The organism is Dyadobacter linearis (assembly GCF_907165045.1).
Classification (GTDB): domain Bacteria; phylum Bacteroidota; class Bacteroidia; order Cytophagales; family Spirosomataceae; genus Dyadobacter; species Dyadobacter linearis.
Genome location: NZ_CAJRAU010000001.1, coordinates 509312 through 533437 on the forward strand (window position 1 = coordinate 509312; position 24126 = coordinate 533437).

The following is a 24126-nucleotide window of genomic DNA, read 5'->3' on the forward strand; positions in this document are numbered from 1 at the left end:
ACAACAATTCGCCGGTTACGAAGTATTGAAATGCGAAAATCCTACACTTTTTTGATGATAAGCGTTGAGTTCGTACCGCCAAAACCGAAGGAGTTGGATAGGAAACAGTCGATCTTTTGCTCCTTCGTTTCGGAAATAATATTGATCCGCGCCGAGTCTTCGTCCGGATTTTCAAAGTTGATATTGGGTGCTATAAAACTGTTTTGCATCATCAGCAGCGAATACACGATCTCGCTCGCGCCGGCCATCCAGCATTCGTGCCCGGTCATGGATTTGGTCGAACTTACAGGCACTTTTTCCCCGAAAACATCAAAGATCGCGCGGGCTTCGCTTCCGTCCCCAACGGGCGTCGAGGTAGCGTGCGCATTAATATAGTCGACTTCTTCCCTGGCAATGCCGGCCTGCTTCAATGCCATTTGCAGCGAGCGTTTCTGGCCGTCGATACTTGGATTTGAGATATGGTCGCCGTTGGAGGAAAACCCGTACCCGATCAGTTCGCCCAGGATCGGCGCGCCGCGTTCCATGGCGGTTTCGTAAGATTCCAGGATTACCGTCGCTGCACCCCCGCTGGGTATCAGCCCGTCGCGGTCGCGGTCAAAAGGCCGGGAAGCTCGGGCTGGCTCGGATTCGCGAACAGAAAAAGTGCCCAGCCCGTCGAAAGCGGCCATTGAAGCAGCATTGATCTCCTGCGCGCCTCCGCAGATCACGCGGTCCTGCAATCCCTGACTGATCATCAGGTAACCCATTCCAATCGAATGCGAACCCGAGGCGCAGGCGGCACTCAGTGTGAAATTGATCCCTTTCAACTTGAATATCGTCGACAGGTTCATATTCACGGTGCTATTCATATTCTGAAAAATCGCGCCGCTGCCGATCAGCATCGTATCGTGTTTTTCCTTTGCTTTATCAATAGCCTCCACTACCGAAGCGGCGGTACTGTCATTTCCGTAAATAATACCGGTTTCTGTTTTTTCCAAAAAATCAATATCAAGTCCGGCGTATTCAAGGGCTTCTTTGGTCGCCATGTAAGCGTAAATAGCCGGCTGGTGCATTCCCACGCGCTGGCGGCGGGACAGGAAACTTTTTAAATCGGGCTCCGGGACCATGCCCGTCAATGCCGAGCGGAAGCCAAAATCCTTTCTTATCTGGTCAAATACAATTCCGCTTTTTCCTGCATACAGGGATTTCGTAACCTCTTCCAGGTTTGCACCCAGGCAAGAGTAAATTCCGATTCCCGTTATGACAACTCTTTGACCCATTATTTATGAATAAATCCCACCGTTAATATTGATAACCTCACCGGTAATGTAGCCGGCTTTTTCAGAAACCAGGAAGCTCACCAAATGCGCCACTTCCTGCGGATTCCCAAAACGATTCATCGGGATCATTTGTTTCAATTCCGCCTCATTCAGATCTTTCGTCATATCGCTGGTGATGAAACCGGGCGCTACTGCATTAACAGTAATTTTGCGTTTTGCGACTTCCTGGGCCAATGCTTTTGTAGCCGAAATGATCGCGCCTTTCGCCGCCGAATAGTTCGTTTGGCCCGCTACCCCTTTCATTCCTGATACCGAAGCGATATTCACGATCCGCCCCGATCTTTTGCGCAGCATTTGCTGGATCGCGTTCTGGGTTACGTTGAAAAGTCCTTTTGCAGATATATTCAAAACGTCGTCCCAATCCTTCTCCGGCATCCACATAAACAGCCCGTCGCGGGTAATACCTGCATTGTTGACCAAAACGCTGATCGATTTTTCTTCGTTCTTTTCCTTCCAGCTGTTCAGGGCTTCGTCCACTTCCGATTTGGTCTGCACATTGAATTGCAGCAACTCCCCGCTCCCGCCCGCCGATTCGATTTCAGCCAGCGTTTCTTTCGCAGCTGCCTCATTTGAAGCGTAATTAACCAGAATATGCAGTCCGTGATCTTTTGAAAGCTGAACTGCAATAGCTCTGCCTAGTCCACGGGACGCGCCTGTTACCAAAGCACAGCTCATAATTGAAAGGGGGTTTCTTTAATATATTCTAAAACTGCTGCAATACTTTCCGATTGCGGCAGATCTTCTTTTACAAAATGTGCTTTCTGACGGATTTGCGTATAAATCGATTTTGCATTCGGAGATAGCCGCTCTTTTTCTTCTGGTTCCAATAGGTCAATAGCCTGGCAGATCGCCATAATATGTATCGACATCACCTGAAAAGAGTTTTCCAAAACCTGCTTGGCGATCACCGCGCTATTGGTACCCATACTCACAATATCCTGATTATCATTGTTATTGGGAATACTGTGCACATATACCGAAGTAGAAAGCGCCTGGTTTTCAGCGGTTGTAGAAGTTGCCGTAAATTGAATACCCTGAAATCCGAAATTCAGTCCCCAGGTACCCGCATTCAGGAACGGCGGAAATTTACCATTTAACTTACTATTCATCAAGAAGTTAAGCTGCCTTTCCATGAGCATCGAAAGCTTCGTCAGCACGATTTTCACCTTATCCATTTCCAGCGAAATATAATCACCATGAAAATTACCACCATGAAAAACGTTATCGTCCTCCGGTTTTACGATAGGGTTATCGTTTGTTGAATTCAGCTCATTCTCAACCACTTCCTCCGCATATTGGATCGTATCCAGTATTGGCCCCAGTATTTGCGGCACGCACCGGATCGAATAGTATTCCTGTATTTTCCGTTCAAATTCCTTGCGCTGCATCGCGGTATCGTCCTTGAACAACTCCTCGCGGCTGCGGATCATTTGGCTTCCTGCCACAAAATCACGCATTTGCTGCGCGATCAGCTGCTGGCCTTTATGATGTTTAACCGCATTGAGTTCTTTGGAAAACGAATCGTCAAAAGCCTCGATCACTTCGTTCAGCATCGACGAAGCCGCTACGGCCCATTGCAGCAAGCGCTTTGCATATATAATATTGATAGCCGCCATTCCCGTCATGCAGGAAGTTCCGTTAATCAGGCCAAGCCCGTCGCGGAGTTCCATTTTCAGCGGCGCAATGTTTTTCTGAGCTAAAACCTCTTCCGTTTTTTTTCGCACACCATCCTCATACACAAAGCCTTCGCCGATCAGGTTAAGTCCCAAATGCGACAATTGCACCAAATCACCACTCGCTCCCACACTGCCATGCTCGAAAATCTCAGGAACGATATCATTGTTTAAAAAGGCAACCAACTGCTTGATTACAGCCGTACTTACACCGGAATTGGCCTGCAAAAACGAATTCAGCCGCGCAACCATGACGCTGCGCGCGTATATTTCGGAAAGCGGCTTACCTACCCCGCTGGAATGGCTGCGGATCAGGTTATATTGAAGGGCACTGAGCTTGTCGGTCTCAATGCGGTACTGGGCCATCGGGCCAAAGCCCGTATTGATCCCGTATATAATTTTATCTTTGGAGAAATTGGTTAAAAAAGCAAAAGATTTCGATACTTGGTTGAGGGCGTCGTCGGCTAAAATAAATTCCTTTTTTTCAAAAGCATATTGCTCGATCTGAGCTAATGAAATACGATTCATTTAAAGATGGAGTAATTGAATGTTGTGTAAAATAAATCTTTTTTTGCCGCTTTGACAAACCGCAGGATCACCGCCTCCGGCCTGCCAGGGAGTTGCCGGATTTGTACATTTGATTAATTTTGTCTCACACTCACTCGTTCCAGCCCCGATGATCGGAGATTTGCTTTTAAGGTTAAATAAATTCCTTTCCGGTCACAAAACAGCATTTTACTTTACACTTATATTGCTTTGCGCATTTCTTTTTTCCGGTATTTTCCGGTTAAAAGTCACCCAAAGTATCTTCGCTGCTTTACCGAAAGGAAAAAGCTTTGAAGAATTCAACCAGCTGGTAGAGAATAAAAACATTATCAACCAGATTGTATTTTCCATTAAGATTCCGGAAGACACTGATACTGAGTCGGCCAGAATGCTCGCCGAGGGGTTTTCGGATTCACTGACCAGATATACGAAAGGATATATCCGGAATTTGCAGATCGAGCGGCCCAATGTGCAGGAGGATCTTTACGAATATGTGTACACCCATTTTCCGCAGCTGATCGACGAATCCTACTATGCACATATCAGCTCGCGCCTCGCCCCCGACTCGATAAAAGCTTCGGTAGCAGCTACATACAATCAGCTGCTTACGCCCGGCGGCTCTTTTTTGAAAGCATTCATATTAAATGATCCGCTCGGTATCACGGGTAAATATTTCCAGTCGCTGAATGCGAGTAACAATGCGGGAAACCTGGTTATCGACGACGGAATGATGTTTTCGTCCGATCGAAGGCAAATGCTCATTTTCGCTTCCACTGCATTTGATTCGGGTAATTCGGATAAAAATGTGGAGCTGTTTGAGCTTACAGAGGCTTTTCGCGAGAAATGGAATGCGCAGCACCGGTACAACCATCTCACGTATTTCGGCACTTTCGAAATTGCTGCGCGGAACGCGATACAGGTGAAACGCGACAGTTACCTCACCTCTTTTATCGCGATCGGGGCGATCCTTTTACTATTGATCGGCTATTACCGCAAATTCCTCATTCCCCTGTTTATGCTGCTCCCTGGCGTTTTCGGGGCTGTTTTTGCATTGGGTATCATAGGTTACCTGCGACCTGAAATTTCCGGCATTTCATTGGCTACCGGCGCGGTTATCTTCGGGATATTGCTCGATTATGCATTCCATTTTTTTACGCATTTACGGCACACTGCCTCCATTTCCACTGCGGTAAAGGAAGTAAGCGCGCCGCTCCTTACGGGAAGTTTCACGACTATCATGGCGTTCAGTGCGCTCAACTTCGCAAATTCAACCGTTTTGCAGGATTTCGGGCTGTTTTCGTCACTTAGCCTTTTGGGAGCTGCCATTTTCACACTCACCGCTTTGCCGGTCATATTGGAATCAGCATCATTTGACTATAAAAAATTACCTGCCGAAAGAAAATCGCTCCGCTTGCCTGCAATATCTTCTAAATGGCGGCCCGCAATGCTCGGCGTAATTGCATTGCTAACCCTTGTATTTCTCTATTTTGCGCGATTTACAGAATTTGACAGCGGCTTCGAAAACCTGAGCATTCAAAGTGACGACCTTGCTTCGCGAGAGCAGGCGCTCACCGGCATTGACCCTAAAACGCAGAAAAGGATCTACGTTTTTGCCTCGGACGCAAATCGCAATACAGCCGAAAAGATCAATTTTAATATCTACCAAAAACTGGCAGAACTGCGGACCAATGGAAATGTGAGCAGTTTTGCGAGCTCGGGTGCCTTGCTGATACCGCGTGATTTACAGATTGAGCGCAACCGGAAGTGGCACGAATTCTGGGACCTTGGCCGCAAGGAAGTAACATTCAATATCATGGACCGGGCGGGAGCGAAAAATGGTTTTAATTCTTTCGCTTTTAATGATTTCAAAAGCTGGGTAGCGGGGCAAAACCAGCATTCTGTTTCCCTGGACACACTTTTTCAGGAATTAGGTATTGATAATCTGATCGAGCAAAACCGGTCGGGCAGTACGTTTATTTCCACGTTGATCGTGCCTCAGAAGAACCTGCCTTTTGTGAAAAGCGAACTGCGCAACATTCCCGGTGCCGCATTATTTGACAGGGGCGAAATGGCCAGCGAAATGCTTTCGATGGTCAAAAACGATTTCAATTACCTGCTATTGATCTCAGCCTCAATCGTTTTCCTCACCCTATTGCTCGTTTACGGAAGGATCGAACTTACGCTGCTTTCGTTTCTTCCGATGGTGATCAGCTGGATCTGGATCCTCGGAATAGCGGCGCTACTGGGTATTAAATTCAATTTTGTGAATGTCATCGTCACCACATTTATCTTCGGTCTGGGCGACGATTTCAGCATTTTCGTTACCGACGGTCTTTTGGGGAAATACAAATACCGGAAAGATACGCTCAGCTCCTACCAATCGGCGATCCTGTTATCTGCCACCACTACCATTATCGGAACCGGCGTCCTGATTTTTGCCGAACACCCTGCTATTCATTCAGTTGCGTTAATCAGCGTGATAGGAATTGCTTGTATATTGTTTATTTCTTTCGCATTTCAGCCGGTACTATTTGATTTTTTTGTTCAAAACAGAATAGCCCGCAAAAGAGCGCCGGTTACGATGCTGCCGTTTTTGATCAGCATTTCCAGCTTTACCTATTTTCTGTCCGGCTGCCTGTTTTTACATTCCAAGCTGGTCACAGTTTTGCTTTTACCAATCTCCAAAAAGCGTAAACGCGAGATGATCAACCGGTCACTTTCGTGGTTTGCAAAAACGGTGATATACTCTGGCCCGCACGTAAAAAAGCGCTTTTCAGGACTGGAAAACCTGAATATGGACAAGCCTGTGATCTTTATTGCCAACCACACTTCGTTCCTGGATATTCTGCTCGCGATCATGCTCCATCCGAAAATCGTATTGATGGTCAAAGGCTGGGTTTATAAATCGCCATTTTTCGGTCCGATCATCCGGTATGCAGGTTATGTTTACACCGATGATGGTACCGAGGAGAATATTGAAAAAGTGCGGGCATTGGTCAGGGAAGGCTATTCTTTACTCATTTTCCCGGAAGGTACCCGCTCAGAAGACGGTGAGATCGCGCGTTTTCACAAAGGTGCATTTCACTTAGCCGCCCAACTTGATCTGGACATTCAGCCGGTGCTGATCCACGGGGCGCACGAAGTATTGCCAAAAGGTGATTTTCTGATCCGCCCGGGCGCGCTGAATGTGCGCGTCCTGCCTCCTATCCCGCCTTCCGACGAAAAACGGAGCGGCCAGCTGCGCGATCAAACCAAAAATATAGCAGCCTATTTCCGAAGCAGCTACGCCGAATTTCAATACGAAATGGAAGATACCGGCTATTTGAAACACAGGATATTTACCAACTACGTTTTCAAAGGACCGGTATTGGAATGGTACTTCAAGATCAAATGGAGGCTGGAAAGCGCGAATTTTACTTTTTACAACAACCTGATCGGTGATCGCAAAAATATCCTGGACCTCGGTTGCGGCTACGGATATCTCTCTTTTTTTCTGCATTATAAAAACCCTGAGCGTTGCATTACGGGCATCGATTATGACGAAGAAAAGATCTCGATTGCAGCAAACAGCTACCACAAAACGGCTAATCTGAGCTTCCAGCAGGCGGACGTGATGCAGGTTAAAATTGAGCAAACGGATGTTATTTTTTTAAATGATATCCTGCACTATTTGTCAAAAGAAAAACAGCTTAAATTACTGGAAAGTTGTGCGCTTGCGCTGAATCCGGGTGGTATCCTGTTCATTCGCGACGGCATCACCGATCATGAAGAAAAGCACCAAAAAACGAAAACCACAGAAGCATTGTCGACCGGTTTGTTTTCATTTAATAAAAAAGAGGAGGCATTCCACTTCTTTTCCTCGCAGGATATCCGTGATTTTGCCCAACAACATCACTTCCTTTACGAACTGAAATCGCATTCCAGGAACACTTCCAACGTACTGTTCATCTTGCGAAAGCCTCTTCAATCCCCTGAAATTACACGAGTCGCACCTTAATATACTGGCTGTCAAATGCTGTCTTCGCTAGAACAAGAATACGATTTCGTTATCGTCGGAAGTGGCCTCGGCGGGCTCGCTTGTGCGGCTATTCTGGCCATGGAAAAGTACAGCGTGATTGTGCTGGAAAAAAACCACCAGATTGGCGGGCATTTACAGGTTTACAGCCGCGGCAAGAGCATTTTCGATACCGGCGTGCACTATGTGGGCAGTCTGGATAAAGGCGAAAATCTTTACCAGTTTTTCAAATATTTCGGGATTCTGGATAAGCTCAAATTGAAGCGCCTCGACGACGATCAGTTTGATGTGATCCGCTTCGCCGATGGTGCCGAATATCCTTATGCTCAGGGGTTTGACCAGTTTGCCAAAACTTTGATTTCCTACTTCCCCGAGGAAAAGGATGCGGTTAATAACTATTGCGAGAAGATCATTGAGATATGCAGTAAATTTCCCCTCTATAATTTGAAAAGCACGTCGGACGGGCATTATCTGGACAGCGATATCCTGAATATAAACGCACACGACTACATTGCCTCGCTGACCGAAAATGTGAGATTGCGTAATGTACTGGCGGGCTCTAACCTGCTTTACGCCGGCACAAGGCGCAAAACGCCTTTTTACGTGCACGCTCTGATTATGAAAAGCTATTTGTCCGGTGCCTACAAGTTCACCGACGGCGGCTCGCAGATCGCGATCCAGTTCAGTAAGGTGATCAGGCAGCACGGAGGAAAAATCGTCAAGCACAAGAAGGTCGTTTCGGCGGGTTATACAGACGACGGGCTCGTCAAAGAAGTGATTTTGTCAAATGGCGAGCGTGTGAGAGGAAAGCAGTTTATTTCCAATGTTCACCCGGCCGTCAGCATCGATATTTTTGGACAGGACAGATTTTTAAATATTTACAAAAATCGCATTCAGGGACTCGAAAACTCGGTTTCGACATTCCTGGTGCACCTTACTTTTCATGAAAAAACTTTTAAATACCTAAACCATAACATTTACCTGCACCACACCGACAATGTGTGGGAAACCGCCGATTACGAGCCTGATAACTGGCCGCAAACCAGCTTTATCTGCACTCCGTACATTTCCCGGACTGGCGAGTACGCGGATTCCATGTCGGTAATGACTTACATGAAAGCCTCGGAGACGGCGCAGTGGGCAGAAAGTTTCAGTACAGTGGCCGAGCCGGGAGAGCGGGATGAAGCATATAGTCAGTTTAAAAAAGATAAAGAGGCGCAGGTGATCCGGCGGATGGAGCAAACCTTTCCGGGAATTTCTGAAAAAATCAAGGCGGTGCACAGTGCCACTCCGCTCACTTTCAGGGACTATATCGGTAACAAAGACGGATCGATGTACGGGATTATGAAAGATTCCATGTCACCTGCCAAAACGCAGATCAATACAAAAACTAAAATTCCGAACCTGCACCTGACCGGCCAGAACATCTCACTTCACGGGATTTTGGGAGTGACCGTGAGTGCATTCATTACCTGTTTTCCCTTCGTTGATAAAGATATACTCATTCAAAAAATAAAAGACGCTTGATTATGCAAACAGTTGATGTGGTGGTGATTGGCGCAGGGCCGGCCGGAACAGTAGCAGCTTCCTATCTGAAAAAGCAGGGTTACAATGTTACGATTTTAGAAAAAGAGAAATTTCCGAGATTTCAGATAGGAGAAAGCCTGCTACCGTGCTGCATGGAACATTTGAGCGAGTCAGGTTTATTGGAAGCTGTCGAAAAACAGCAGTTCCAGAAGAAGACGGGGGCTGCATTTATGCTGGGCGAAAAACGTTGCGAGTTCTTTTTCACCGAACAATTTACCAAAGGATGGACCTGGACCTGGCAGGTAAAAAGGGCAGATTTCGATAGCGCACTTGCCGAAGCAACCCGGGAGAAGGGAGTGGATGTTAACTTCGAATGCGAGGTACTGAGCGTGACTTGCAGCGCTGAAAAGCAGGTGCTCGAATACAGGGATATTGACGGAAATACGCACAAGATCGAATGTAGATTTATTATTGATTCGAGCGGATACGGCAGGGTTCTGCCCCGGTTATTTGACCTGAGCAAACCATCAGCTTTCACGCCAAGAGGCGCTATTTTCTCGCATTTGGAAGATAAAAACAGGTCTGAAAAAGCAAGCAATAACATATTCGTCCATTCATTTGACAACAACAAATCGTGGATATGGGCAATACCATTTTCCGACGGGTCCACTTCTGTCGGGATTGTGAGCGATAAGGAAAAGGTGATGGAGCTGGCTGAAAATGGCGGTGAAAAGTATAAGTCGTTTATCCGCGATTTTGAAGATCTGAATGGCCGGTTCAAAGAATCTGAGTTCAAGTTTGAGCCGCGCAACATACTAGGCTATTCTGTTGGTGTAAAAACGATGTTCGGAGAAGGATTTGTGCTTTCAGGCAACAGTACCGAATTTCTGGATCCAATATTTTCATCCGGCGTTACATTCGCGACCGCTTCCGGTTTGCTTTCAGCTAAGATGACGGACAGACATTTACGAGGCGAGAAAGTAGATTGGAAAACTGAATATGAAGATGTGGTACAAAAAGGGATCAACGTTTTCCGAAGCTACGTAACTGGCTGGTATAGTGGTGATTTCCAGACCATTATTTTCGCTAAAACGATCGATGATGATATTAAATATCAGATTTGCTCGGTACTGGCCGGATATGTCTGGGACCACTCAAACCCGTTTGTAAAAAAGCATGATACAATCCTTCCGACGCTTGCGAAGGTGATTAAAATGAGGGAAAAAGCTCAGATCTAATCTGCTGTAACCAGGATAAATCCGTGCTGTAATCCCTTGGACTGATTGTAAATCAATGTATTACGCACCGGCCGTTCTTCAACAAAGTGATATCTGCATTGGCCAGGCAAAGATTTACCTTCATACATTTGAACAGCGAGCCACAATGCAAATGCAGTTGCGGTAGGATAATCGCCGACTAGATTCTTATACGAATAACAGTTGCTAGCGGGGAATAGCTTTTTGTGCAGATCTGTGTAAATATGGTCTGTCCGGCTATCTCCGCTGACACCTAGAAACAATGTGTCAACATCTTCCGGTCGCAGGTTGTTTTTAGCTAAAAACAATTCGACTCTTTCTGTAACAGCACTTTCCGGCAAGTAACTACTCTGATCCACATCCAAAATACGCGGCGCACTTTTAGTCGACTTATTAGTCTCAACCACAAACATCGTCGCGCCTTCCCCATTTACAGAACCGGGAGTACCCGATTGCAGCAAAGTCTCCGAACTGGTATCCCCCGCCTTGAATGAGCCGCTCAGCGAATTGATATTATGGTTATAGTCTGAAATTTCCTCCACGCTGCCGATTACTAATTTGGAAGCTTTTTTTTCCTCCATCAACATCAGCCCATCCAACAATGCAGCTTCAAATGCAAGTCCGTTATGAACGTGCGTTGTGTTGTACCCGGTCGTCTTGCTCATCAGCGCCAGGCTGCCGGCGACCGAATTGGGCGTACTTTGGACAAAATTCGTGGGAGTAAGTGTGCCTTCATTATAATCGACGATCTGGTTCAGGAATTTGAGGCAATCTTCGAGCCCACCATTGGCAGTCCCCAAAATAATTCCATCAATACCGTTTTCCTTCACAAGCGGCAGTCCTGCCCCCACTCCCATTCTGATCGCCTTTCCCATTCGTCTGAGCAGCCCCGCCGGGATCAATTGCCCGTATTCGGGCTCCAATGCGGGGTACCTGACTCCCTGATGTACTTGTACTTCACCATCCAAAAAGGCATTGTCAAAAGTGCGTTGGGGAGAAATACAGTTTGATTGTGTGATATACATTCCTGGATAATAATGCTACTGATGGTATTATACTGATTTTGCGTCCGAGATAAATTTCATGATCAGGTCCCTGTATTCTGAAATCTCTCGTTGCTTCTGGTCGCCACTCCATTCCAATTCCCGTGCCATCAAATCGGCGACGACAGGCAGTGCTTTTAGTGTTTCGTTCCATCCCGTGATTTCCAGGCGGATCCTTCTCGCAAAAAAGTCGCGCAAGGTCATTGCCATTTCGTGTCGTATCGTATAAATAGCCTCCGCCTGAATATAAGAAAGTTCCGCTAGCAGCCTCGTTTTTAAGCTATTATCATTTACTGTCAATGCTGCGACCTTACCAGCCCGGGAGCCGTATTTTTTGGTTAAATGCCGGGATATATCTTCGGGTAAATCGTAGGTCGTGGCTAATTGGTGCCAGGATTCAGAGCTGAAATTTTCACCTCCCGCCAGAATGCATGAATCTGTGGTGCAGCTGTTATTTTTTGAGAAGAATCGATCTGCTTCGTCGATCGTATCCTTCGCCATTAAACGGTAGGTTGTCCATTTTCCTCCAAGCAAACTAATCAGCCCCGACTTCTCGTCCGTCTCCACTTCATGGTCCCTCACCAGACTTTTTGTCGACTTCACCGGGTCAGCAGCAAGCAGTGGGCGTAATCCGCCGAAACCGGCTTTCAATTCTTCCAGCTTAATGGGCTTTGCCAGATAAGGATTCAGGGTATCTGCCAGATACTTCTTTTCACTTTCGTTCAAAGTTGGCTCAGAGGAAACGTCCCCATAATCTGTGTCTGTGGTACCGATCATCGTCGCACCTTCAAATGGGATTGCAAATACAACCCGGCCGTCAGAAGTTTTGGGAATGAGCATGGCGTATTCACTATTCAGCGTCGCGGCAGGCAGCACCACGTGCACACCCTTACTCGGTCGCAGCCTTTCCGAAAGTAACGGATTGGCGAGAAGCCGGATATGATCTGCGAATGGGCCGGTACAATTGATGACAAGCTTTGCGCGGATTGCACATTGCGCTCCTGACCTGGTATCCGTTGCATTAACGACATTCAATTTCCCTAAGGTATCCCTTCCAAAACCGTTGACTTCCATATAATTAGCGACGGTACCGCCTGCTTCGGCAGTAGACTGAACAATCGCCAGGCAATACCGCGCATCGTCGAGCTGACCGTCGTAATATAAAACGCCGCTGTGAAGCTTTCTGGAATCAAGTGTCGGGATTTTGGCTAGCACTTCCTTTTTAGTCAGCCACTTACTCTTCGGCAGCGTATCATTTGTTGCAAATGCGTCGTAGATCTGTAACCCGATCTTGAAGTATAATCCTTCGATCCAGGAAGAAACCGGGGTCATTAACGCCAGTGGCCGGGCCAGGTGGGGCGCGTTTTTGAGGACAATATGCCGCTCTTCCAATCCGTGACGAACCTGCTTGAGTTGCGCAAAATCCAGTTTTTTAAATGCCTGTTCCAGGTAACGTACCCCGCCGTGAATAAGCTTGGTCGATCTGGAAGATGTTTCGGCCGCGAAGTCTTTTTTATCGATCAATGCAACCTTATATCCTCTTAAAACCGCGTCCAGGGCACAGCCTGCGCCACTCGCGCCAGCCCCGATAATACAGATATCAAACTCTTCACTTTTAAGCTTTTCAAGAGATTCGGGGCGATTCATTCGTAGCGGGAACAGGAGTCGGCATTAATTTCACTGATTGCAAAAGTACAAAGTAGATATCTAAAACGCGTGCAGCGCGGCGATTCATCTTCTGCTTTTACTGGTATAATAATTGCTCTTGCAGAATCGGGCAGGCAAAAGAAATGTCTTATCCCGAACAATCACCTTTTCATTTAAAACTAAAAAACATGGGCTTATTCTCGTTTCTCAAAGGATCAGGCGAAAAAGTTTTCAAAAAAGAAGAAGTAGCTGCACCGACCCCTGAGGCCGAACCGCTACGCGCCAGCGCATTACTCGCTCACGTGAAAGCACTGGGACTTTTTTACAACAATCTCACTGTGAAGACCTCAGGTGACACGGTTACTCTTGACGGAGAAGTAGCAAATCAGGAGGATTCAGAGAAGATCGCACTTGCTGTGGGCAATGTAGAAGGAGTTCAGGTTGTAGATAACCGTCTGAAAGTGGCGACTCCCGCACCGGAGGCTACTTATCACACTGTGGAAAAAGGTGACACGCTTTCCAAGATCGCGCAAACCGTTTACGGCGATATGATGAAATACCCGGTTATTTTCGAAGCAAATAAACCAATGTTGACGCACCCAGACAAGATTTATCCGGGACAGGTATTGCGGATTCCAGCGGTTTGAGTAGCCGTTAGCTGTTAGCTGTTAGCTGTTAGCTGTTAGCTGTTAGCTGTTAGCTGTTAGCTGTTAGCTGTTAGCTGTTAGCTGTTAGCTGTTAGCTGTTAGAATAAAAAACCGGAGGTAGATGATCTACTCCGGTTTTTTATTAAAACTAATCGCTAAAAGCTAAAAGCTAATAGCAAAAAAAGCTAACTCAATCTTCCGCTGCAATTACATTCAGCGCAACTTTGTGTTTTACTTCTTTGTGAAGATCGATCGTTGCAGAATATGTGCCGATCGATTTTACATCGTCAACAGTGATTTTCTTACGATCGATATCAAATCCTTTTGCTTTCAAAATATCAGCAACCTGGGTATTGGTAACGCGACCGAAAATACGTCCGCTTTCACCTACCACAGTTTTGATATCAATTGTCAGATCGCCGATTGCCGATGCGATATCTTCTGCATCTTTTTTCAACTTTTCTGCTTTGTGAGCAGCCTGACGTACGTTCTCAGTCACGATTTTGCGGTTGGACGTATTAGCCAACAGTGCAAATCCCTGAGGAATAAGATAATTACGACCGAAACCCGCCTTCACGGTTACGATATCGTTCTTATAGCCTACTCCTGCTATATCGGTTATAAGTATGATTTCCATTGTTTGTAGCTCTTTACTGTATTATTTCAATTGATCAGCAACAAATGGCAAAAGGGCCAAGTGACGTGCTCTTTTAATTGCCTGAGATACTTTGCGCTGATATTTCAGGCTTGTTCCTGTAAGGCGGCGTGGTAAAATCTTACCTTGCTCATTTACAAGTTTCAGTAAAAAGTCAGGATTCTTGTAATCGATATATTTAATACCAGCTTTCTTGAAGCGGCAATATTTCTTACGGTTAATGTTCTTTTCAACCGGTTCGTTAACTAGTGACATAGCTTATGCGTTTTCGGTTTTAGATTCAGTAGACTCTTCTCTTTTTCTACCTACCAATCCTTTGCGTTTCTTCTCGTTGTAAGCGATAGAATGCTTGTCAAGGACGATAGTCATAAAGCGTAAAATACGCTCATCACGACGGAATTCAGTTTCCAGAACATCAACCACGTTTCCTTCTTCTGATGCAGTGTATTCTACTACATGATAGAAACCGGAGTTTTTCTTTTGGATAGGGTAGGCCAGCTTGCGCAATCCCCAGTTCTCTTCATGTACAATCGACGCTCCGTTAGAGGTAATGATTGTAGTGAATTTTTCAACGGCGTCCTTTGCCTGGGCCTCAGACAAAATGGGAGTTAGAATGAACACCGTTTCATACTGTTTAGACATACGGTAATTTGTTAGTATTTATAAAAGTAAAAAACCCTCACCTTGGTTTAAAGCCAAAATGAGGGTGCAAAAATAAGGTTTACAAACTGAAATTCCAAACCCGGAAAACCATTAAGCCGAAGTTAAACCGAGCAGAACACTATCTTACTGTAAAATCGCCCTCTCCTATCTTGAAACCTTCACTGTAAAGTTCGATCGCGTATTTGCCGTCTTTCAACGGAATACCGCCCCGGCCGTACAGAATATCAACCGATTGGTTACTGTTATCGAAATTAACAACCTGTGAAGAACTGTAAATCAGCTCCTTACCATTATGTACAAACGAACCTGAGCCTGTTGCCATATCAGAAAGAACAGCTCCGTCGGGGTCCAGGATCCGCAGGTAGATCTGCTTTTCATTTTGTTTAGCAACCGGATTTTCAGCGATTTTGAAATTCACACGCAGCTTATCAATGCGTTTTGCTTTGTATTTTCCACCCTGACGTTCCTTACCTTTCGAGTTTACTGCATTGACTGTCAACGCTTCCGCTTTCAAAGCCGATGCCAGATTTACCTTTTCGCTCAATTCGCGGTTTTGTACGGAATAGTTGGTCACAGAATCAGCAAGCAACTGTTTTTCAGATTCCAGACCCGTTAATTTCTGACTCAGCTCTTCATTCTTTGTAGTTGCAACACCTAATTGCTGCCTCAGCGTAGCGATTTCGCTGTCTTTTTCCGACAATATCGATTCGTAAGACTTAATCTTTTTATTGTAGTTAGCCGCCGAATAAGTAGTCGCGTTTTTAAGCTCCCGTTTATCCTTTTCCAGTTGTTCCTTTAAAGCAACCAGTGAATCTACGCTACCTCCCAACTTTTGTATTTCGGCGATCTTCACATCCAGCTCCGCGGAGATCGAATCGAGTTTCGTTTTGATTGATAAAACTTCCTCTGTTTTTGCAGTTATAATTTCATCCTTCGCCAGGTTCTCCTGTTTTTCGTGATAGATAAAATAAACAAGTACCAGATTGAGCAGTAACAATACAGCCAATGCTGCCCATAGAAGCGTTTTTCGGTCTTGTTTTTGTTCCTGGTTGTAGTCCATACAGAAGGTTGAATTTTTAATTAAGTTGGTAAAAGAAATATGTTTTTTTCAATTTTGAAATATGTCCACATCGAATTTCTGGTCGCCTGAGTCAGAAGCTGGGCTTTAATCTCTTAATTCTCAAAAATTTAACTCCTGATAATGTCATCGATCGCTGAAAATATTGCCCGAATAGAAAAAGGATTAAAACAGGAAACAAGGCTGGTTGCTGTAACAAAAACCAAGCCCGCGGAAGTTCTTTTGGAAGCATATCAGGCCGGCGCCAGGCGTTTTGGAGAAAACAAGGTGCAGGAAATGGTTGCCAAATCGGAGGAACTTCCCAAGGATATCGAGTGGCACATGATCGGGCATTTACAGAGTAATAAAGTGAAATACATGGCGCCATTCGTGTCGCTGATCCATTCTATTGATAGTTTTAAATTATTGAAAGAAGTAAATAAAGAAGCTGTAAAAAACGACCGTGTTATTGAATGCCTCCTGCAAATATACATTGCGAGTGAGGAAACTAAGTTTGGCCTTTCGGAAGATGAAGCCAAAGAGATCGTCACTTCGCCCGAATTGTCTGACTTAACCAATATAAAAATCGTCGGATTAATGGGAATGGCTTCCAATACCGACGATACTGAGGTGGTGAGAGCTGAATTTAAGGGACTCAAAAACCTCTTCGAATCATTTAAACAATATGAAAATCCCCGGATTGAGATGCGGGAACTTTCGATGGGAATGAGCGGCGATTATCTGTTGGCCGCAGAAGAAGGCAGTACGCTTGTCCGGGTCGGGAGCGCCATTTTTGGCTCACGATAACTGACTGATTTCCGATTCCTTGTCAAGTACTTCCTTCACTTTTTCCTTAACAAATTCGAAGGTCAGGTCACAGCACGGTTGCCCTGCCTGACGAACCAGCACCACATTTTCCTGCCGCCCGTATTGCCCGGAATAGGGATTATAATTTAAAAAATTATTCAACGCACCCATCAGGATCATCCCGAAAGTACCGGTTGCGTTAGCTAAATGCGACGGGCCGCTATCCAGTCCGATGAAGAATTTCGCCCGCCGGATCACTTCACCCGTTTCGAGGATTGACAATTGCCCGCACAGATTCCGATAAGAATTGGTACTTACATTCAGGCTGCTTTTCATCCCAACTTCCACAATCTGATAATCATAAGTAGCTGCCAGCCAATCGATAAGCATTTCCCAACGATCGGAAGGCCAGTCTTTCGGTTTATAATTGGATTGACAATGCAATACAATAAAACGATCAGGTAAATGGAGAGAGTCGACCTTGGTACGGTGACTTTCCTGCAAATACAACCTAGGCTGATCATCCGCTGGGAATGGCGATTTGGGAGGAATTAAATCTCCCGTTTGCGCAAATACTTCAAGCAGATTTCCGTAATCGAAATAATTGAAAATAGTAATATCCCGCCTCACTGCCACGGGATTATCTACAAAAACCTGGCATTTGGGACAGTGATTATTGTTGCTGAATTGCAGCTCGATGACTTGATCAAATACATTTCCGTCCATTAAAGTTTGTCGCTGGGTAACGCAAAACTCTCGGAAAACTTCATTAATCTCCGGATTGTAATCCACCAGTTCGTGAAAAGCGGGCTTGACAAACCAAACGATATATCCATCGGGATGCAGCGACCTGATGTAGCGCGCAATAGGTTCGGCAGCAATAATATCACCGAAATGCTCCGTTCTCACGACTGCGATCAGTTTTTGGCTAGGCTTCAACTTCTGCTTTACAGCGCGGAAATGCGATCTTGCCCGGAAGCCCAGCAGCCGGGCCTCGAAGATGTGGGAATATTTATGATAGCGGTGTGTCCAGAGTTGAATAAAGCGTTCTAACGTCATTTGAATGTGCTTGTGCGCGACCTGCGGAGGTGGTTTAATTCCGCTTTTCCTGTGCCGCAATATAATAAAATTGGCACAAACGGTTGGTTGCACTTTCCCCAGCGGCTAACTTTACCCACTGACTTAAAGATCTACTTTATGAAATTCATGATACAGGCGGGCGGCATATTGGGCGCTCTGGCGGTTGCCCTCGGCGCATTCGGCGCACACGCACTGAAAGGAATGCTGGAAGCTTCCGGCAGGAGCGAAACTTTTGAAACTGCTGTTAAATATCAGTTTTACCACGCAATAGCCATGGTTTTGGTCGGCTTGCTCATGCAGCGCGCCGGTGCAGACGCAGTGAAATTGCTCGGTTGGTCGGGAAATGCATTTGCGATTGGGGTAATTATTTTCTCCGGCTCACTTTACGCCATTTGCTTTACAGGAATCACCAAGTTCGGCGCCACCGCCCCAATCGGCGGATTGGCCTTGATAGTTGGTTGGGTATTGCTGATCCTGGCTGCCGGAAAATTGTAAAGTTACCCGCGGGATAACGTAAAAGGCCGCTGCGCGTCGATTTTCAGGAATATAAACAGCAGGATCGAGAAAGACCAAAGCGACGAACCTCCGTAACTAAAAAACGGAAGCGGGATACCAATTACCGGCATCAGCCCGATTGTCATGCCGACATTGATCATAAAGTGAAAGAATATGATCCCCGCGACACAGTACCCGTAAACCCTCGCAAATCGGCTTCGCTGTCGCTCGGCGAGTATTACCAGCCTTGAAATCAGGCAGACAAATAAAAATACCACCACAGCAGCGCCGATGAAGCCGTGCTCCTCGCCTACTGTACAGAATATAAAGTCGGTACTTTGTTCGGGTACAAAATCGAATTTGGTCTGAGTTCCCTGCAAAAATCCTTTTCCAGCGAATCCGCCTGAGCCGATCGCGATCTTGGATTGAATTACGTTCCAGCCGATTCCCCTCGGGTCGGAATCGGGATCGAGTAACACCATAATTCTGCCTCGCTGGTGTTTTTGAAGCACATTATTCATGAAAAAATCCACCCCGAAAACGATCCCGATCATTACCAGGGACACTAATATCGTAGCCCACAAACCGCCGCGCCGCCGCGTCATAACCGGCATAATCCAGATCGCCAGACCGGCGATAATGATGATCGCGCCGGCGATATACCATTTCACAAAAAGCAAGGTAATGATCAGCAATGCCGCCATTACCATTCCGATCGCAGGAATAAAGCCGGGCATTCCTTCGCGGTAAAGTACCACAGCAAAAGATGCAAATACGAGCATTGAGCCCGTTTCATTCGATAGTAGGATCAAAAATGCGGGTAGCGCAATGATTCCCATGATCGGGTAATAGTCTTTCAGCTTGCGCGTCAGACTGATCGCCGGGTCGCTCAGGTATTTTGCAATAGCCAGACTGATCGCCAGCTTGGAAAACTCGGCAGGCTGCAAGGAAAATGCGCCAATCTTGATCCAGGAGCGCGATCCGTTGATATTGGAACCCGCAAAGAGCACCAGCACAAGCAATGCGATCACAACCGCGTAAATGATAAAAGAAAACGTCTCGTAAAATTTGTAATCGATCACGAGAATACAAACTATCAGCAACGCGGCGGTACCAATCCACATCAGCTGCTTTCCAGCGTTGTTACTGACATCAAACATGCTGGTTTGCACCTCGGGATTATAAACGGCCGCGTAAATGTTAACCCAACCTATGGCGAGGCAAGCGATGTAGATCAACACAACGATCCAGTCTACATTCTTCGTAATGGGTTTGTTTTCAGGCATTGCTATCGCATGGTATTATAAAATCTTGAAAAAAATTAAGGATTGACAGCTACCGGTCTGTTGCTGGCGGAAGGTTTTACAGGTGTCGCAGGCTTTTTCTTAACTGAATCAGCAGAAACTGGCTTTTTCTTGGTAGAATCCGTTGAAACGGGCTTTTTCACGCCCGGAAGGATTACTTTGCTCATAAAATCCGCTTTCAGCATTCGCTCTTCCAGCGCTTTGTTGGTCACCTTTCTTGTTAAATACTTCTCGATCACAAGGTTGGCGATCGGCGCAGCGGCTGATCCTCCGGCGCCTGCATACTCGACAAATACCGCAATGGCGATCTTGGGATCGTCCGCCGGTGCAAATGCGATAAAGATTGAACTATCATCCCCTTTTTTGTTCTGCGAAGTCCCCGTTTTACCCGCGATCGTGATACCCTCCACCCGCGATCTCCGCGCAGTACCGCCTTCCACCGCGCCGATCATTCCTTCGATCACAGGATCAAAATGACGAGGATCGACGCCGCTGTCGTGCCTTTCCAGAAACTCGGGCTTTACATACTTTTTATCACCGATCCCATGAATTACGTGAGGTGTGTAATAGTAACCGCGGTTCGCGATAATCGCAGCTACATTGGCCATTTTCAAAGGTGTAATCAGCAACTCGCCTTCACCAATACTGAGCGAATAGATATTTGAAAACTTCCACCGGTATTCTCCGTAAAAGCGATCATAATATTTTTTATTGGGCAGATTGCCTTTGTATTCGCTGGGAAGGTCGATCCCCAGCCGCTGACCGATCCCGAATTTGCTCATTTTGTCGTGCCAGTCGTCGAGACCGACCGCAGATGCGCGAAAAGTATTGGTTATATTGTTTTTATAGATCAGCCTGCGGAAAACGTTGTAGAAATAAGGGTTACACGAATGCATTACCCCAAGTGCGACGGTACTTGTCGCCGGGTGCACGTGGCAGCCCATCGGACAGTTTGCGTGCGTAAATCCACTTTCCGGCGTAATCACTCCTGCCTGCAAACCTATCAGCGCCTGGATCAGCTTGAAGGTAGATCCCGGGCGGTAACTCGCCATAACCGGCCTGTTGAACAGCGGTTTGTAAGGATTGCGTGCGAGTGCCGCAAAGTTCTTGGAAAAATGCCTGCTTGCAAGAATATTGGGATCGTAAGTCGGTGCGGAAACCATTGAAATGATCTGACCGGTCTTAGGCTCAATAGCAACAACGCTACCTACCTTGTTGACCATCAGACTGTCCGCATATTGCTGTACTTCGAGATCAATGCCCGTATAAAGATTTTCGCCGGCGACCGCCATCGTATCAAGCTCGCCGTTTTTCCAGGGACCTTTGTAAACGCCGGCCACATTCTGCATCACAAACTTGGTACCCCGCTTCCCGCGCAGCTCATTTTCATAAATCTTCTCAATTCCGCTTTGGCCGATGTAGTCACTCTGCCGGTAGTAAGGCTCCTCCTGCTTTTCCAGCTGTGATCTGGTAATCTCACTAACGTAGCCAAGCGTGTTCGCCAGGGTTGGCGCGGTGTATGTTCTGAGTGAGCTTTTTGCAAATTCAAAACCTGAATAATCAACCATAACGTCCTGAATAGACGCAAAATCCTCTTTCGATAATTGTCGGAGAAATAGCGAAGGTTTAAACGGGCTATAAGCAGCCGCAGCCGCCATTAAACTGTCAAAATCCCGCCGCTCGATCCCCAATACCTGGCAAAAACGCAGGGTATCCTCCACTCTGGCTTTGCGGGGAGTTACCAAAAGATCATAAACGGGGGTATTATAAACGATGAGCTTTCCCGTACGATCGTAGATCTGGCCGCGGAAGGGGATTTCGATAACACGTTTGATAGAATTACTCGACGACTCGATGGAATAGCTCTCGTCAAGAACCTGTAAGTAGAAGAGTCGCAATAAGTATATTAAACCTACTAATGAGAAAAATCCAATAATAACGAAGCGACGATTTTCAAGCATTCTGCACTATAAAATTCCGGTTTTCTATTTTTATACGAAGTTCGTCATATCATTACACATATCAAAGCCTGTTTACTCGCCCCGCGCGACGACCATAACGACCGATTCTTTGTCGATTACCACTGCGCCGTCAGGAAGCCCTTTCGGTTTTCGTACAAATTTTTTCGGTGTGTAAATAACCGGGCACAGCGAGTCATTTTTTCTTTTTGAATAAAATGCAGCCAACTCCGCCGCCCGCTCGATCACCGGCGCTGGAAACGGTTTTCCTGACTGATTTTTCACTACCACGTGCGAGCCGGTCACATCTTTTGCATGCAGCCAGAGATCCTCTTTTCCGGCATATTGTTTGGTCAAAACGTCATTATTCTTGGCATTTCTCCCAATCAGGATCACGTAACCCATAAATTCGACGCGCTTGAAAAGCTCACTTACAGGCACCTCCGCTTTTTTCCCGTCCAGCTGGTGCGTCTTCACATAAGCCCTGAGCTCCCGCAGTGATTCAAATGCACCTATTTGCTCCAAATGCAAAGCCAGTTCCGCCCGCTCTTTTTCTCGAAATGCAAGACTATCATTGAGCCTGGCCAGCTCTATCTTTTCATTTTTAGATTTCCGGTAATAATTCTCTGCGTTCTTCTGCGCCGAAAGCTCCTTTTTTAGCTTGACTACAATCTGAGTATCCCGGTAAAAATCAAAAAGCTCCACTTTCTCGGTCCGCTCGGGGATAGCGTGCATATTGGCCATAATGATATTTCCAATCTCATCGTTGCGTACCGCATTTTCCAGCTCGACCAGTTTTTCAAAGGTATTTTCAAGATAATTATCCGTCTGCTGAATGCGTTTTCGCAATATTCTCAGCCAATCGGCTTTCTCCCTGTCCAGCCCACTGAGCCGGATATAGGTAATGTAAAATGCATTCAGCGCCTCAACCGGATCAGTGTATTCCTCTATTACCTCGCCGATTTCAAACAGTACCAGCGCCGGTTCAAGCTCGTTTTTGATCAGATAGAATTCACCTGCATCCAACTGCTCTAAAACCTCCTGAATGACATTCCAGCGTTCCTGCGGCTCTTCTTTTCCTTTTAGTTTTTCGGATAAATAAGCATTTACCAGCTTCCCGAACGTTGGGAAAAGGGCTTTATGATCTAGGTTATTTTGAAGGTAAGCTTCGAAAGATTGATCTACATCGCGGTCAAGGGAAGCCAGTGAAAGTGATTTATCAGGAGTTAATTTATTATTGAAAACCTGGATAATGCTTCCTGCGTTATCAAAGGAAAGCAGATTCGACCTATTACCGAAGAGCTTGAAAACCAATGCACTATCATCTAAAAACTGAACCTTGATCGCGCGCTCATTTTTGAATACCCGTACCAGCGAGACCGGCTTATTTTCAAAATCGGTGAAGAGGTTCACACTATTCTTCCGCGCCCGGTCAAATTTGTCGGGAAAGCTCAGACAGGCGAATTGAGAAGTAAGGGTTGCTTTTAGAAAAAAAGGGTTGATCAATTCCTCTTCCCAAGCCTGATCCGCAAAAATCAGGATAATCTCATCCTTCTCCTGACTGAAAGCCTCAATAAAATATTTCCCCGCCAAACGATCATGCAGGGCCGGAGCTAGTTGTTTTAAAAAATGGTAATTCTGATGCAAAGTCAGGGCATTTGGTTCAGGGCAAAACTACTTTGTTTTGTTTGCTAATTGATAAGCACCGTTTGGATAATTTGAGAATGGAAAGAACGGTTTTCTGGCAAAAGGTTGTTAAGTTGTGTGAACATTAAACGGATTGAAATGGAACAGACAACCAAGTTGAACGACATGCAACTGTTCATGCTCAGGATGTTTGAGAAACAACTCAACGCAAGACAAGAGCGTGAAATAAAACAACTACTCTCAGACTATTTTGCAAAACAGATCGACGAAGAAATGGATCGGATTTGGGAGGAAAAGAGCCTGACCCAAGAAAAACTCGACGAAGCACTGAAATCTCACAAACGCACTAAATATGGAGTTTCTTGATTCTTATAATTGATACCAATTGTCTGCTTGTAAGTATTCCCAGGTTGTCAAAAACACGATGGCTTTTTGATGAATTGAAGGCAGGAACCTTTCAGATTGGTATTACGAACGAAATTATTGAAGAATACGATGAGGTTATCGGCAACTTCTATTCTCCCACGCTCGCTGCGAATACGATAGAGCTTCTCTTGAATCTCAATAATACAATTTGGGTTACCCCTTTCTACAAATGGGGACTTATCAAAGACCAAGACGATAACAAGTTTGTAGATTGTGCAATTGCCTGCCAGGCAGATTTTATTGTTACTCATGACCGGCATTTTAATATTTTGAAGAAAATACCATTTCCAAGAGTCAATACACTGACGATGAACGATCTGCATTTAATATTAGGAGCAAAATAGTCATGAAACTCCCAAAA

21 protein-coding genes are annotated in these 24126 nt (G+C 45.8%); 8 read left to right on the forward strand and 13 right to left on the reverse strand.

Going from position 1 to position 24126, the window contains the following annotated elements; translation table 11 throughout:
• Positions 1-41: 41 nt before the first annotated feature.
• Genes KOD92_RS01890 through KOD92_RS01900 form a run of 3 tightly spaced genes read right to left on the reverse strand, consistent with a single transcriptional unit; the run spans position 42 to position 3520 of the window.
• Positions 42-1259 carry a beta-ketoacyl-[acyl-carrier-protein] synthase family protein gene (locus KOD92_RS01890; RefSeq protein WP_215231826.1) on the reverse strand — a complete coding sequence of 406 codons (1218 nt, stop codon included), beginning with the start codon at positions 1257-1259 and terminating at the stop codon, positions 42-44.
• A 3-nt stretch (positions 1260-1262) separates the two neighbouring features.
• Positions 1263-1994 (reverse strand): 3-oxoacyl-ACP reductase FabG, encoded by a 732-nt coding sequence (gene fabG / locus KOD92_RS01895; protein WP_215231827.1) that lies wholly within the window; start codon positions 1992-1994, stop codon positions 1263-1265.
• A complete protein-coding gene (locus KOD92_RS01900; protein WP_215231828.1) occupies positions 1991-3520 on the reverse strand; it encodes an HAL/PAL/TAL family ammonia-lyase in 1530 nt (509 codons plus the stop codon). Before KOD92_RS01900 ends, fabG begins: the two co-directional genes overlap by 4 nt.
• Before the next feature lie 148 nt (positions 3521-3668).
• On the opposite strand from KOD92_RS01900, the gene KOD92_RS01905 reads away from it, so the two are divergent.
• Genes KOD92_RS01905 through KOD92_RS01915 form a run of 3 tightly spaced genes read left to right on the forward strand, consistent with a single transcriptional unit; the run spans position 3669 to position 10318 of the window.
• Positions 3669-7535 (forward strand): trifunctional MMPL family transporter/lysophospholipid acyltransferase/class I SAM-dependent methyltransferase, encoded by a 3867-nt coding sequence (locus KOD92_RS01905; protein ID WP_215231829.1) that lies wholly within the window; start codon positions 3669-3671, stop codon positions 7533-7535.
• Between the two features lie 15 nt (positions 7536-7550).
• Positions 7551-9080: a phytoene desaturase family protein gene (locus tag KOD92_RS01910; RefSeq protein WP_215231830.1), complete on the forward strand. Its 1530-nt coding sequence runs from the start codon at positions 7551-7553 to the stop codon at positions 9078-9080.
• A 2-nt stretch (positions 9081-9082) separates the two neighbouring features.
• Entirely contained in the window at positions 9083-10318 is a 1236-nt protein-coding gene (locus KOD92_RS01915) for an NAD(P)/FAD-dependent oxidoreductase (protein ID WP_215231831.1), read from the forward strand.
• Here KOD92_RS01915 and KOD92_RS01920 read toward each other — a convergent pair.
• Entirely contained in the window at positions 10315-11361 is a 1047-nt protein-coding gene (locus tag KOD92_RS01920) for a beta-ketoacyl synthase chain length factor (RefSeq protein ID WP_215231832.1), read from the reverse strand. The genes KOD92_RS01915 and KOD92_RS01920 overlap by 4 nt on opposite strands.
• Before the next feature lie 27 nt (positions 11362-11388).
• Positions 11389-13026, reverse strand: coding sequence for a glycerol-3-phosphate dehydrogenase/oxidase (locus tag KOD92_RS01925; RefSeq protein ID WP_215231833.1), 1638 nt, complete (start codon positions 13024-13026; stop codon positions 11389-11391).
• Positions 13027-13214: 188 nt separating this feature from the next.
• On the opposite strand from KOD92_RS01925, the gene lysM reads away from it, so the two are divergent.
• Positions 13215-13673: a peptidoglycan-binding protein LysM gene (lysM, locus tag KOD92_RS01930; RefSeq protein WP_215231834.1), complete on the forward strand. Its 459-nt coding sequence runs from the start codon at positions 13215-13217 to the stop codon at positions 13671-13673.
• A 190-nt stretch (positions 13674-13863) separates the two neighbouring features.
• Here lysM and rplI read toward each other — a convergent pair whose 3' ends face one another.
• The 4 genes from rplI to KOD92_RS01950 all read right to left on the reverse strand — a co-directional run bounded on the left by rplI (position 13864) and on the right by KOD92_RS01950 (position 16051).
• A complete protein-coding gene (gene rplI / locus KOD92_RS01935; RefSeq protein ID WP_215231835.1) occupies positions 13864-14310 on the reverse strand; it encodes a 50S ribosomal protein L9 in 447 nt (148 codons plus the stop codon).
• A gap of 21 nt (positions 14311-14331) precedes the next feature.
• Positions 14332-14583, reverse strand: coding sequence for a 30S ribosomal protein S18 (rpsR, locus tag KOD92_RS01940; protein WP_015811483.1), 252 nt, complete (start codon positions 14581-14583; stop codon positions 14332-14334).
• 3 nt (positions 14584-14586) lie between these two features.
• Positions 14587-14970, reverse strand: coding sequence for a 30S ribosomal protein S6 (rpsF, locus tag KOD92_RS01945; protein ID WP_215231836.1), 384 nt, complete (start codon positions 14968-14970; stop codon positions 14587-14589).
• 139 nt (positions 14971-15109) lie between these two features.
• A complete protein-coding gene (locus KOD92_RS01950; RefSeq protein ID WP_215231837.1) occupies positions 15110-16051 on the reverse strand; it encodes a hypothetical protein in 942 nt (313 codons plus the stop codon).
• 141 nt (positions 16052-16192) lie between these two features.
• Here KOD92_RS01950 and KOD92_RS01955 point away from each other — a divergent pair, with 141 nt between their 5' ends.
• The gene (locus tag KOD92_RS01955) at positions 16193-16855 is read left to right on the forward strand and encodes a YggS family pyridoxal phosphate-dependent enzyme (protein ID WP_215231838.1); all 663 of its coding nucleotides are present in this window, start codon (positions 16193-16195) and stop codon (positions 16853-16855) included.
• On the opposite strand, the gene KOD92_RS01960 is transcribed toward KOD92_RS01955, so the two are convergent.
• Positions 16847-17914, reverse strand: a complete 1068-nt coding sequence (locus KOD92_RS01960; protein ID WP_215231839.1) for a glycosyltransferase family 9 protein — start codon at positions 17912-17914, stop codon at positions 16847-16849. The genes KOD92_RS01955 and KOD92_RS01960 overlap by 9 nt on opposite strands.
• Positions 17915-18052: 138 nt before the next feature.
• Between KOD92_RS01960 and KOD92_RS01965 the strand changes: the two genes are divergently transcribed.
• On the forward strand, positions 18053-18430 hold the full coding sequence (locus tag KOD92_RS01965) for a DUF423 domain-containing protein (RefSeq protein WP_215231840.1): 378 nt from the start codon (positions 18053-18055) through the stop codon (positions 18428-18430).
• Between the two features lie 2 nt (positions 18431-18432).
• Here the strand turns inward: KOD92_RS01965 and rodA are convergent, their stop codons facing one another.
• From rodA to KOD92_RS01980, 3 genes are all read right to left on the reverse strand, one after another.
• Positions 18433-19716 carry a rod shape-determining protein RodA gene (gene rodA, locus KOD92_RS01970; RefSeq protein WP_215231841.1) on the reverse strand — a complete coding sequence of 428 codons (1284 nt, stop codon included), beginning with the start codon at positions 19714-19716 and terminating at the stop codon, positions 18433-18435.
• Between the two features lie 35 nt (positions 19717-19751).
• The gene (mrdA, locus tag KOD92_RS01975; RefSeq protein WP_215231842.1) at positions 19752-21695 is read right to left on the reverse strand and encodes a penicillin-binding protein 2; all 1944 of its coding nucleotides are present in this window, start codon (positions 21693-21695) and stop codon (positions 19752-19754) included.
• A gap of 72 nt (positions 21696-21767) precedes the next feature.
• Positions 21768-23339: an NFACT RNA binding domain-containing protein gene (locus KOD92_RS01980; RefSeq protein ID WP_215231843.1), complete on the reverse strand. Its 1572-nt coding sequence runs from the start codon at positions 23337-23339 to the stop codon at positions 21768-21770.
• 138 nt (positions 23340-23477) lie between these two features.
• Between KOD92_RS01980 and KOD92_RS01985 the strand changes: the two genes are divergently transcribed.
• Both KOD92_RS01985 and KOD92_RS01990 read left to right on the forward strand, forming a co-directional pair.
• Entirely contained in the window at positions 23478-23705 is a 228-nt protein-coding gene (locus tag KOD92_RS01985; RefSeq protein WP_215231844.1) for a hypothetical protein, read from the forward strand.
• Complete coding sequence (locus KOD92_RS01990) at positions 23702-24109, forward strand: putative toxin-antitoxin system toxin component, PIN family (RefSeq protein ID WP_215231845.1); 408 nt, start codon at positions 23702-23704, stop codon at positions 24107-24109. The genes KOD92_RS01985 and KOD92_RS01990 overlap by 4 nt, the downstream gene beginning before the upstream one ends.
• Positions 24110-24126 lie beyond the last annotated feature (17 nt).

What these genes read in the sequence shown, in the direction of transcription:
- KOD92_RS01890 (WP_215231826.1), bottom strand. Translation starts at nt 1,259, where the DNA reads ATGGGTCAAAGAGTTGTCATAACGGGAATCGGAATTTACTCTTGCCTG.
- fabG (WP_215231827.1), bottom strand. Translation starts at nt 1,994, where the DNA reads ATGAGCTGTGCTTTGGTAACAGGCGCGTCCCGTGGACTAGGCAGAGCT.
- KOD92_RS01900 (WP_215231828.1), bottom strand. Translation starts at nt 3,520, where the DNA reads ATGAATCGTATTTCATTAGCTCAGATCGAGCAATATGCTTTTGAAAAA.
- KOD92_RS01905 (WP_215231829.1), top strand. Translation starts at nt 3,669, where the DNA reads ATGATCGGAGATTTGCTTTTAAGGTTAAATAAATTCCTTTCCGGTCAC.
- KOD92_RS01910 (WP_215231830.1), top strand. Translation starts at nt 7,551, where the DNA reads ATGCTGTCTTCGCTAGAACAAGAATACGATTTCGTTATCGTCGGAAGT.
- KOD92_RS01915 (WP_215231831.1), top strand. Translation starts at nt 9,083, where the DNA reads ATGCAAACAGTTGATGTGGTGGTGATTGGCGCAGGGCCGGCCGGAACA.
- KOD92_RS01920 (WP_215231832.1), bottom strand. Translation starts at nt 11,361, where the DNA reads ATGTATATCACACAATCAAACTGTATTTCTCCCCAACGCACTTTTGAC.
- KOD92_RS01925 (WP_215231833.1), bottom strand. Translation starts at nt 13,026, where the DNA reads ATGAATCGCCCCGAATCTCTTGAAAAGCTTAAAAGTGAAGAGTTTGAT.
- lysM (WP_215231834.1), top strand. Translation starts at nt 13,215, where the DNA reads ATGGGCTTATTCTCGTTTCTCAAAGGATCAGGCGAAAAAGTTTTCAAA.
- rplI (WP_215231835.1), bottom strand. Translation starts at nt 14,310, where the DNA reads ATGGAAATCATACTTATAACCGATATAGCAGGAGTAGGCTATAAGAAC.
- rpsR (WP_015811483.1), bottom strand. Translation starts at nt 14,583, where the DNA reads ATGTCACTAGTTAACGAACCGGTTGAAAAGAACATTAACCGTAAGAAA.
- rpsF (WP_215231836.1), bottom strand. Translation starts at nt 14,970, where the DNA reads ATGTCTAAACAGTATGAAACGGTGTTCATTCTAACTCCCATTTTGTCT.
- KOD92_RS01950 (WP_215231837.1), bottom strand. Translation starts at nt 16,051, where the DNA reads ATGGACTACAACCAGGAACAAAAACAAGACCGAAAAACGCTTCTATGG.
- KOD92_RS01955 (WP_215231838.1), top strand. Translation starts at nt 16,193, where the DNA reads ATGTCATCGATCGCTGAAAATATTGCCCGAATAGAAAAAGGATTAAAA.
- KOD92_RS01960 (WP_215231839.1), bottom strand. Translation starts at nt 17,914, where the DNA reads ATGACGTTAGAACGCTTTATTCAACTCTGGACACACCGCTATCATAAA.
- KOD92_RS01965 (WP_215231840.1), top strand. Translation starts at nt 18,053, where the DNA reads ATGAAATTCATGATACAGGCGGGCGGCATATTGGGCGCTCTGGCGGTT.
- rodA (WP_215231841.1), bottom strand. Translation starts at nt 19,716, where the DNA reads ATGCCTGAAAACAAACCCATTACGAAGAATGTAGACTGGATCGTTGTG.
- mrdA (WP_215231842.1), bottom strand. Translation starts at nt 21,695, where the DNA reads ATGCTTGAAAATCGTCGCTTCGTTATTATTGGATTTTTCTCATTAGTA.
- KOD92_RS01985 (WP_215231844.1), top strand. Translation starts at nt 23,478, where the DNA reads ATGGAACAGACAACCAAGTTGAACGACATGCAACTGTTCATGCTCAGG.